Origin of the sequence: Collinsella sp. AF31-11 (genome assembly GCF_003475605.1) — a bacterium.
Classification (GTDB): Bacteria; Actinomycetota; Coriobacteriia; order Coriobacteriales; family Coriobacteriaceae; genus Collinsella.
Genome location: NZ_QRQS01000004.1, coordinates 35,240 through 45,518, shown reverse-complemented (window position 1 = coordinate 45,518; position 10,279 = coordinate 35,240). Strand labels below are relative to the sequence as shown.

General features: G+C 63.6%; 11 protein-coding genes. All 11 read right to left on the bottom strand.

The window, feature by feature from the left end; all coding sequences use genetic code 11:
• Positions 1-164: 164 nt before the first annotated feature.
• A complete protein-coding gene (locus DWZ22_RS03290; RefSeq protein ID WP_118405431.1) occupies positions 165-1,121 on the bottom strand; it encodes a hypothetical protein in 957 nt (318 codons plus the stop codon).
• 2 nt (positions 1,122-1,123) lie between these two features.
• Entirely contained in the window at positions 1,124-1,387 is a 264-nt protein-coding gene (locus DWZ22_RS03285; protein WP_118405430.1) for a phage holin, read from the bottom strand.
• An 11-nt stretch (positions 1,388-1,398) separates the two neighbouring features.
• A complete protein-coding gene (locus DWZ22_RS03280) occupies positions 1,399-1,710 on the bottom strand; it encodes a hypothetical protein (protein ID WP_118405429.1) in 312 nt (103 codons plus the stop codon).
• Positions 1,711-1,845, bottom strand: a complete 135-nt coding sequence (locus DWZ22_RS10590; RefSeq protein WP_255413590.1) for a CD1375 family protein — start codon at positions 1,843-1,845, stop codon at positions 1,711-1,713.
• The gene (locus tag DWZ22_RS03275) at positions 1,845-2,195 is read right to left on the bottom strand and encodes a hypothetical protein (protein WP_118405428.1); all 351 of its coding nucleotides are present in this window, start codon (positions 2,193-2,195) and stop codon (positions 1,845-1,847) included. The genes DWZ22_RS10590 and DWZ22_RS03275 overlap by 1 nt, the downstream gene beginning before the upstream one ends.
• On the bottom strand, positions 2,179-3,261 hold the full coding sequence (locus tag DWZ22_RS03270) for a hypothetical protein (RefSeq protein ID WP_118405427.1): 1,083 nt from the start codon (positions 3,259-3,261) through the stop codon (positions 2,179-2,181). Before DWZ22_RS03270 ends, DWZ22_RS03275 begins: the two co-directional genes overlap by 17 nt.
• A 346-nt stretch (positions 3,262-3,607) precedes the next feature.
• Complete coding sequence (locus tag DWZ22_RS03265) at positions 3,608-5,182, bottom strand: hypothetical protein (protein WP_118405426.1); 1,575 nt, start codon at positions 5,180-5,182, stop codon at positions 3,608-3,610.
• 3 nt (positions 5,183-5,185) lie between these two features.
• Complete coding sequence (locus DWZ22_RS03260) at positions 5,186-5,752, bottom strand: hypothetical protein (RefSeq protein ID WP_118405425.1); 567 nt, start codon at positions 5,750-5,752, stop codon at positions 5,186-5,188.
• A gap of 9 nt (positions 5,753-5,761) precedes the next feature.
• The gene (locus DWZ22_RS03255) at positions 5,762-8,866 is read right to left on the bottom strand and encodes a hypothetical protein (RefSeq protein WP_118405424.1); all 3,105 of its coding nucleotides are present in this window, start codon (positions 8,864-8,866) and stop codon (positions 5,762-5,764) included.
• Between the two features lie 10 nt (positions 8,867-8,876).
• Positions 8,877-9,263 (bottom strand): hypothetical protein, encoded by a 387-nt coding sequence (locus tag DWZ22_RS03250; protein ID WP_118405423.1) that lies wholly within the window; start codon positions 9,261-9,263, stop codon positions 8,877-8,879.
• 12 nt (positions 9,264-9,275) lie between these two features.
• A partial coding sequence (locus tag DWZ22_RS03245; RefSeq protein ID WP_199583433.1) for a hypothetical protein occupies positions 9,276-10,279 on the bottom strand: 1,004 nt, incomplete at its 5' end.

Below are 10,279 nucleotides of genomic sequence, written 5' to 3'. Positions count from 1 at the left end.
TGGTCGGGTACAGTTCGCCTATTGCGAACCCGGACCGATAGCCATCGTGCCCAATACGCACTGGTGTGTCAACTCGAAACCGAGAATCGCCGCCTGAAATCTATACCGTAGATGCCGGGCGGGACGGTATCCGGGAGAGGGGCACACGATATGAGTGCGAACACCTAGGCGTACAGCTTGCGCGCGATCGCGGTCGCGACAGCCTTGTTCGTCTCGCGCCCGTTGTACCCGTCGGCGCCGGAGGGACCGCAGGAGATGCCGTGGGCGATGAGCCACTCCTGATGCCTCTTGATGGTGCCGCTGCTCATCTGGCGCGCCTGCACGCCGCAGAACTCGGGGTAAATCTTGCAGCCGACCTTCTTCTGCAATGCGAGCACCATGTCCGAGCCGACGCCCTTGCCGGTTTTCGTCCACTCGACGCAGTCCTCGACCGCCCAGAAATAACGCCGGTTGGACTCCCACTGGCCGGAAATCACACCGTCGACGGAGGTGCCCAGCTGCTTTTGCAGCGCTTTCGTGAATCGAGGGCCCCAGTAGCGCGTGTCGCCCAAACCAGGATCGGTATTGTCGGCGACCTCGGTATTCGATCCCGAGAGTGTGCCGCCGTCGCCGATCCACACCAGCTTACCGTCCCATGGGTAGGAATAGTACGGCTTGATGTTCGACTCCCAGCCGGTCTGGTCGCCCTTCCTGCCGCAGATCCCCCTGGTCTCGGAGATGCTGAACTGGGCAAGGCGATCTCCCTTCGCCGAGCCGTAGGCGCTCACGCACACGGCGGTGTGCCTGGCCTCGTTGAGGTAGATGTCGCCCCTCTTGGCGCTGGCCACGCCCATCTTCTCCCATCGGAAGAGTCCGGTCTTGAGGAGCTCGGACCTCATGTTGCCGGTATAGGTGGCGCCATGGGTGTCGATGCCGACGGCGCGCAGGGCCGTGATGACCGCCGAGGAGCAGTCTCGGTCGCCGCCGGCGATGGTCACGGTGGTCCCGTCGGAGAGCGTGATGGTCTCGGTCGTGCCGTCTCCCATCCTGGTGTACTGGGAGTACCCGTGCCCGCCCCCGCCGTCATGGGAGCAGAGGTGCTCCATGACCTGGGCGAAGGCCTCGCGTCGCGTGATCGCCATGGCTACTCCCCCTCCCCTGAATGGGGCTCGCTGTAAGTCATCGCGCGCGCCGAATCGGAGGCGCCGCTCGTGGTCGGGTCGACGATGACGCCGAAGCCGGCGAGCACGGTCAGCACGATGCCGACGAGCTGCACGACGGAGTCCTGCGAGACGGGCGGGACGACGCCCACGATGCCGAGGACCTGGTACGCGGCGCCGATGAGGGTGGCCGCCAGCGCGGCCAGGGTCTGCTTGTTCTTCAGTCGAAGGATCCAGTTGATCTGCATTTCCAACACTCCTAATCCGATCCGCCGATGCCGTGGTGGAGGTCGCAGGTCTTTTCGATGCGCTCGACGCGATTGAAAAGGGTGAGGACCTGCTGCTCGACGCGCGTTATGCGCTCACCGTGGTCATCGAGCTTATGGTTGATTTCCTTGACGCCGTCTTTAATCTCGCTTGTGTCCCCGCAGAGGCTGTCGAGCTTGTCGTCGGTCCTCTGCTCCTTGGCCGAGCGCGACATCGACGCCGACACCCGTCCCAGCGAGAAGGTGATGATGACCACGGCCGCCGACAGCAGGGACGTGGCCTCGCTGATGCTAAGGATGGGCATCTATTCCTCCCGCTTCTCGTCCTCTTCCAGCTTCTTCTCGACTCGCGCGCGCCAGGGCTTCGGCACCTGGTCGATAGTGCGCTCGCCGCGCTTGACCGCCTCGTAGTAGAAGCGGGCCATTCCCGTAAGGTTCATTACTGCTCACCCCCGATCATGTCCCCGAGTTCCAGCAGCGCGGCCTCGGTGTCGGCCTGGCGCTGCTCGATCTGCACGATGCGCTCGCTGTCGCTGAGGCCGTCGTTCTCGTGTTCCGCCCAGAGCTCCTCGAAGGAGGCCTCGACCTCCTCCACAGAGGGTGTGCCGGCGCACACGTAGTGGACCTCCTCCGCACGCCACACCTCGACGGCTTTCTCCGGGTCCGGACCGAAATCGGCGACGTCCTTCCGGATGTCCCGGCGGAGCCACACGTCGGAACACAGCCCGCTGGGGGCGACCTCGACCCTGACCTTCTCCAGCTCGGCGGATGAGTTAGTCGTGATGACCATGTGATTGCCTTTCTCGTCGCTTCCTGTCTACTGCCGATACGAGCCGTCTGGCGCGCTTGACCGTCACGAGGTAGCCGTGGGCCTCGATGGCCTTCATGGAGTCCGAGTGCTCCAGATAGCCCCAGTAGGACGTGACCCGCCTGGCGCCAGCCTCCGTGGGGTGCCTCTCGAAGTCGCGGAAGGCGGCACGGATGCGCAGGTACAGATCGTCCTTCACGGTCACCCGATCCGGCCTGACCGTGAAACCGAGCGCGCGCACCGGTTCGTCATCGCCGCATCGCGATACCTTCCAGCCCTTGAGACTCAGGCCGAACCCCTCGGCGTAGAAGCGCTCCAGGCGCCTCACGGCCATCTCGAGGTCGCGCTTGCAGTCACCGAAAACGAAGCCGTCGTCCGCATACCACCCTTGGGCGCCTATCAGGCGCACGCGCCTGCCCCGTCTCTCCTTGTGCACGTCCTCCAGGAAGTGGTAGCCGAAGGAGAGCACCAACTGGGCCATCCGGAGCGAGAAGTAGCTCCCGATCTCCAGGGACCCGTCGTATGTGTCGAGCAGGCTGTCGCACAGGTAGAGCACGTCGTCGCTCCTGACGTATTTGCGGAGTATTCTCCTCACCACGTCGACCTTGATGCTCGGGTAGCACTTGCGGATGTCGACGTGCACGTGGTAGGCGTATTCGCGGCACCAGCGTTGGCAGGCCTCGACCAGCATCAACTGGCCCTTGCCCCTGACGCTGGCGACCTGCCAGTACCCGACCCTGGCGTCGATCAGGGATGCCAACGCGGCGTCGGCGACGTAGTCGCACACCTGCTGTTTCACGGACTCCACCCCGATGATCCGGAGCTTGCCGTTCGTGCTCTCGCGCCTCGGGTAGCGGTGGATGGGGCGGAACGAGAGGGTGCGCGAGGCTATCTCGGAGGCGATCTCCTCCACGAGGGCGTCCGGCGTACCGTATTCCTCGTAGACGCGGTACTCGTTCTTCGATCCGGACTCGCCGGACCTCCACCTCGCGTATGCCCTCTCCACGGACTCCCTATCGAGGACGAGCCCTTTGCAGTAGCTTTTCACTTGCAGACCGAACCCCTTTCTGGGTGTCGCCCGAGCGTTCGCCTCGCGGCTACCAGCCCGGTGGTCTTTTAGACAATTTCACTCGTTGAGCTAGGCCGATGCCCGTCTCCCGCCAGAGCGGGGAGGGTAGACGCGACTGAGATAGATATCGAAAGAGCGTATTCCCAGAGTGGCGCGAGCAGATGTTCCACCTCGTGTTCCCGGTCTCGTTGTTCGAGTTGACGTAGAACAGACCTGCGTTAGACCTGTTCCTCAAGTTGCCGAGCGACGAAGAAAATGCAGCCCGCGAGTCGCGAATCCCTAATGCTTACTCATGTATATATGGGGGCTCTGCCCCTCTCGGCCGCTATGCGGCCGATTCACCCCGTCTGAGACCATGGCCAGAAAGGCGCGAGCAGAAGCCCCACCACGTGTCCCCGGCCACGATGTACGAGTGGACGAAGAACAGACCCGCGTTAGACCAGTTCCACAAGTTGCCGAGCGACAGGCACTCTCGCACGCCCGTCACGGTGTCGGCGTTCTTGTAATGGCCATCGCACATGCCCGATGAGCTGGTGGCACCCGAGACGACCATGGCCATGAAGCCGCCCTTGGTGAGGGCGTACATGCCGTAGTTCCACCCCTCGCCGGCGCCTCCGATGATCCTGCCGATGTCCTCGGCGCCCGCGGCGACGGTACCGGACTTCTCCTTGGAGTAGTCGTGGTTGACGAAGCAGTGCCACCCGTCCGTGCCGTCGCACTTATATAGGACGTTGGAGATGAGCTCCAGGGCGCCGTAGCCCATCTCGATACCCTGGATCTGGAACGGTTGGCGGCCGTCCGTGCACGAGGTCGGCGAGCCGTCGCCGAGCAGCCCGTCGGTGGCGCCGGTGTTCCACGGGGCGGTCGAGACGAGCTGTCCCGCGGCGGAGTCGAACGGCGCGCAGTCGAGCGCGAGCGTGACGTTGTCGCCGGAAACGGTCTTGGAGACGATGTTGGCGCGGTCGGCCAGGTCGTAGGTATCGGAGTATCCGCGGTCGCGGCCCGCGGTCGTCGTTGTGCCGACGCACACGGCCGAACCGACCGGCCACAGATCGGCGACGGACTTCTCGATCGTGACCTGGGCCTTGCCGGTGGCCGCCACGGTGACCGGGGTCTGCTCGGTGTGGCCGGTGCAGCCGGCGAATACAGACTGGCTGTTCTTGGTCGCGTACTTGGTCAGGAACATGACCTTGACGTACCAGTCGTCGACCGTGGTCTTGAGGGCATAGCCCTCGCCCTTCTTGGCCGCGATCGAGATGGCGCTGTCGTGGCTCACGTTGCGGGTCGCCAGCTTTGCCCCGGAAACCGAGCAGGGCTTACCGGAGGCGTCGTAGCTCATGCCGTAGCGGGCGTACATCATGAAGGGCGCGCGCCCGCCTGCGAGCGTGATGGCGCCGGGCTGGGCGGAATAGCCGGGGCGGAGGGTATCCGTCACCCACAGCGTCCACTTCGAGTTCGCGACGTACTCGCGGTAGTAGAGTACGGGCGCGAGCACCCAGACGTCGCCGTTCGACCCGTCGAAGGCGAACAGGCCGTCGCCCTGGATGGCCGTCACGTGGGGCAGGCCGCCGTCGTCGAAATAGCCGTTGACGAGGTAAAAGCGGTAGGCGCCCTTGCCCGCATACGGGTCGCTACCCTCCTTGAGGAATGTGTACGGGACGGGGTTCGCCAGCCCCGCGTTGGTGCCCAGCTTGGTGCCGGCCGTGGCGGAGCCGGTTGGGAACTCGACACCGTAACACTCGGCGCTCGAGTTGACGCCGAGCCAGGTGACGATCTCCGACGTCACGTACTCGCCCTTGGCGATGCTGTATGCCGGGAACTTGACGAGGCCGGCCTGCACCTCCAGGGCGGTGGCGATGCGGTCCAGGCTCTGGTCGGTCGGCCAATCGTAAGATGCCATACCTTATCCTTCCATAGTCATGTCGACGAGCACCGGGCGGCTGTTGCCGGCCTCGTCGACCCTGCGGGTGAAATAGATCTTCATATTCGGGTCGACGGCGCCATTGGCCTCCTCGGCCGCCTTGAGGGCTTTCTCGGCCGCGGCGTCCGTCTTCTGCGTGCAGGAGGCGATGGTGTCCGCGACCTGTCTCTTCGCCGACGCTACCGTCTCGTCGAACGTCTTCTTGCGCTGCGCCTCGTTGCTCTTGCGAACCTGCTCGTCGCTGCGGCGCTTGGCCTCGTCGGTCTCGCGCTGGCTCTCGGCGGCCTTCACCGATTTCTCGGTCGCGTCGATGGCCTCGGTGAGCTCGGCGATGATGTCCCCGGTACGGGCCTGTATCATCGTGCTCACCGTCGCCCCCATGTCCTCCATGGTCGCGAGCTGCTTGACGCTGCCCGGGCTGAAGCAGATGTAGACGCCGGTGCCGTTCTTGCCGTTCGGGTCTCCGGACAGCACGACCGCGAACTCGCCGGGGGTCATGTTCTTTGGCAGGAACTTCTCGTAGATGCCCCTGCGCATCTGGATTGCCATTTGTGCCTCCTAGGCGATCTTCTTGTTGTTGAAGTACAGCCCGCCGTTTTTTATCTCCAGCGTCGCGCCCCCCGCATTTACGAAGAACCCGCTGGAGGCGACGGATAAGGACACGGGCGTGCTTCCGCCGGCACCGGTGAAGAGGGAGCTGAACGAGAGGCCATCCGGCTCAACGAACAGCATGGCCGAATAGGAGCCGTTGCCGGCGCTGATCCCCACCGAGTTCTTCAGGAATCTGATCGTGGAATCGTACGAGGCGTACTTCAGGGATGCGCCCGCTTGGCTCGAACTCAGGGTCAGGGACCCGTTGCCCGTAGTAAGCTTATTCACGGAGACGGTGTCAGCCTTGATGTACTCGCCGTTCAGGTAGACCTTGCCGCCCTGCAAGTAGATGCCTTGTTCCTCACCGTTGTTGGTGAGCCTATTGAAAATCTTCTGCTGGGTGAGGGCGCTATCCACATTGATTTGGGTGCCCTTGCTCTCTCCCTCGAGCAGTACGGAGTCGAGTTTGTTCAGCGCCTCGACATGCTTGTCGTAGGCGGTTCCGAAAGCCGCCAGCTTATTCTCCAGGTCGGACTTCCCGGTCGCTGCGGATACGTCGGAGATGGCGTCCGTCAGCAGCTTGTATGTGCAGCCGTCGCCCTTGTAGGCTGGATCGTAGAACTGGTAAATCACCGCCATGAAGTTGCCAACCTTGTTGGCCAATCGCGCCAGCTTCGCGTCGTCGCTCGATTTGCGGGATGCGACTATCTGTGAGATTCGGTCGACGGACGACTTGTCGGCCATGTGGAGCGCATCAAATTCGGTCGGGATGGAGTCTCCCCCCACGGTAGTCGCGGAGCCCAGCTTGAGAACAGCCTCACCGGTATTCAGGTCGATGTAGTTCTCTCCGTTGTTGGCGGCGATTCGACCTAGGCCGATATAGTCGGCGTTGATGTAGAGCTGGCCGTCTTTCGTGTAGAGGCCCTTGATCCTGCCGTTGTCTGTCAGCAAGTTGAATATCTTCTTCTGATCCAGCGCGTCGACAGTGTCCATGGCGCTCTGGGCTTTTTGGTTCGCCGAGGTCAGGGCGGCATTGTATGCCGGAGTCGAATAGGATGTGCTGCCGTCGCTCCAGGTGATACGCAGGCGCTGCCAGTAGTACCTGCCGCTCGACCAAGCCGGGACGGACGTGGACCAGGATCCGCCGGTGGCGCTACTCGCCGACGTGCTCAGGTAGTACTCGGGGACGGACGACTTGATGCCGCGACCGTCGACGCCGTTCGCGCCGTCGGCTCCGGACAGGCACACCGGATCAGTGATCAGCACGTTCCCCGATTGCATGACTGTCTTGGTCCTGGACCAGATATATCGGCCGGCGGACCACGCCGGGGCATCGATGGACCATCCCGCCGTAGGGGGCGTGTCGCGGGAACCGTTCTGGGCGTACTCGACCGTCACGGATTTGATGGCCTCATCGGTGGTGGCGATATCCTTGCCCCCCAGCTTTGTTCCGGCATCCAGGTGCATCTCACATGTGTCGAGATCCCAGTAGTTCCGGCCATTGGAATCGGATATCCTGCCCACCGTCAGGTATTTCGCGTTTATGCCGACCGCGTAGATCCTGTTCAGGATGGCGGTACCGCTGACATCGAGGCCGTACGGCCATGTCTCGCCGCCGTCCGTCGAGATGCCGATGGCGGTCGACGTCATCTTCCAGACGATCCTCGAGTCCGCCATGGTCGGCTTATCGTGCAGGAAGTATATCTTGCTCCCGTCGGTCTGCTTGACGACGGTCATGTAGAGACCGCCAGAGTTGCGGAGCTCCCTCTCCAGGGCCTCCTGCGCGAGCTGTCGCTCGGTGCGCTCGGTGCGCGTCAAGTTCCGGGCGTCGACGATCGCCTTCGTGATGGCGCTGTAGCCCGCCGCGCTCCTGCGCGATGGGGTCTCGGCCGAGCACGAGGCGTTCATGTAGGAACCCACTTTATAGGTAAGCGAGGTGACGTAGGAGCGGTAGCCGCGGCCGCATGAGTCGAAGACCATGACCGGGTCGCCGGCCTCCATGGTCGGATCGCCGATCGAGGACGACTCAAAGGGCCGGAAGGTCATACCCACCACGCGCTTCCCGATCAGCTCGGCGACAGCGGCGCCCTGCCCGTAGAGCACGAGGGGGTTGTCCCCCATGTCGAGCACGTAGCCGTCCTTGCCCCACCTCACGGTGGCGCCCTCCTCCCCTGTACCGCCGGCATCCGTGGAGAGGTCGTCCTGCTCGGTGACCGAGACGCCGGTGATGACGACGTCGTCAGTGCAGACCGATACCGATGAGATCATGCTGATCGTCTTGTACGGTAGGCGGCCGAAACCGCCGCCCTCCTCGGTGTCGCCGGAGGCATAGGTGATGAAGTTGCCGCCGTCGGCGGTATCGCCCGTGGCGTACGGCGACGCCGGGTCGAACTCGCCGCCGTCCATCGACTCCATCGAGTCGAAGGCCCGATAGTCGTACCAGCCGATTTGCAGGCGCCCGTCATACCGGCACTTCGCGAAGCAGCACGCGATCTTCAGGGCGTATCCAAGCACGGCGAGACAGGTCAGCGAGTCGTCCGAGGGGCGCCTGGAGACCTTGTAGTCACCGCAGGGGATATCGCCCGAGACGAGGACGACGCCGCATTTGTTGCAGATGTCGCGGACTATCGTCCCGATCGTCGCCGGGTATACCGTCTCGACATCCGAGTAGGGACGCTCGAAACGGGTCATGTTGTCGAGCGACGACAGCGCGATGGTCTGGCCGTACGCGCTCGGCTGGTCGACGTGGTAGAGGCCCCTGCGGACCCATTCCACGGAACCGTCGGATAGCTCCTTGCCCAGCGAGGGCTCGATGGTGGAACCCGTGAAGTCGTACTCGTCGAAGCGGCCGTCGAAATTGGCCAGGGACAGGTTGAACTTGCCGATGATGCAGGCGCCGATATCGAAGCTGGACGAGGACGAGGTGCCCTCGCTGAAGCACGGGGTCCCGAAGATGACGTCCTCGCCGGTGATATCGCGAACCGTCCCGTCGGCCAGGGTGAGGCGCGCCTTGATGAGCATGTTCGAGTTCCCGGTCGAGAGATTGTCGAACTCCTCGCTCGAACTCAGCATATCGCTTCACCTACCTTTCGATGATGTCGAATGAGACCGTGGCGAGGCGCGTGCCCCTGCCCGGGAGCTCATACCATTTGAACGGGGCGCTCATGTCGCCCGCATAGAACTCGCGGACCTCCACCTTGCCGTCCATCACGTCGAAATACCTCACGTAGAAGTACTCGGGGGCGAAGGCCTGTAGGATGCGGGACGCCTGGGTCGCGTCCGGCAGGGTCCACGTGAGCTGGAGCTTCCGCTTGCAACTCGTGCGCATCTTCTGCATCGTGTTGTTGGGGTCCTGGGTTCGCCCCGCGTCCGCGGAGGAGATGTCCTGCTTGCCCCACGTCAGGGCCGATGGGTCCGGCGTCAGGTCGACGAGGGAGGACGGTGACGCCCCCACTGCCAGCAATGCCATTGAATCTCCTCCTTAGACGAAGCTCGGGACGATCTCGCCCGTGCGGACGAGGTCCTTGGTCCCCTTGTAGACGGCCCTGGCGAGTTCCTCCCGGCCGATGTAGAGCGGTATCTCGATGCGCTGCTGGGATCCCTGCTGGGAGCTGCGCTGCGCCGAGAGGACGCTGATCATGCCGCTGGCCACGCCGCGCTCGATACCGGCGATGATCTGGTCGTTGTTCGCGACCGTGGTCTTGCCGCCCATGGTGCCGACGAGCTCGGGGCCCGCCTCGCGCGCGACGAACAGCTGGCCGGAATCGACCTGGCCGCCGCTGGCCATGTACGGGATGGTCGGCACGTCGATGTAGTAGAAGCCGGCGAAGGGGTAGATGTCGAAGATCGACCAGCCCTTGAGGGCGCCGATGATGCCGTTCAGGTTCGCGAACGGCTGGGCGATGGCCCAGTTCATGCCGCTGATGATGCCGTTGACGATCACCCTGAACGAGTCGACGATGGCGTTGACGACGCCGTTGAAAATCTGGCCGCCCCACTGGAAGACCGATTTCACGCGCCACCAGGCATCCCCGAAAATCTGGCCAAAATAACCGGCCACGCCGGAGAAAATGCGCTGAATGCCCCACCATGCGTCGGCCGCCCCACGCCTCGCGTCCTCCCAAGCCGAGGAGAACTTGCCGCTAAGCGGCGACGTGACATGCGATCCGAACCATGACGAGACGACGCTCCAGGTGCCGCTGACTCTCCCCCACGCGTCGGACGCCCAGCCCGAGACGCGCGCCCATGTCCGGTTGAAGGTCTCCCTCACCGGCGTGAGCACGGTCTCGCCGAACCACTGCGGAGCGATCTCCCATGCGCGGACGACGATGTCCCAGCAACCCTGGGCGAAGACGCCGATATCGTGGAAGATGTCCTCCGCGGTCCGCGAGATGCTCGACCACAGCTGCGAGAACCAGTCGACGAGCGGTGAGAAGAAGTCCTCGATGGGCACGACGACGTTGTCGTAGAACCACTGGGCGACAC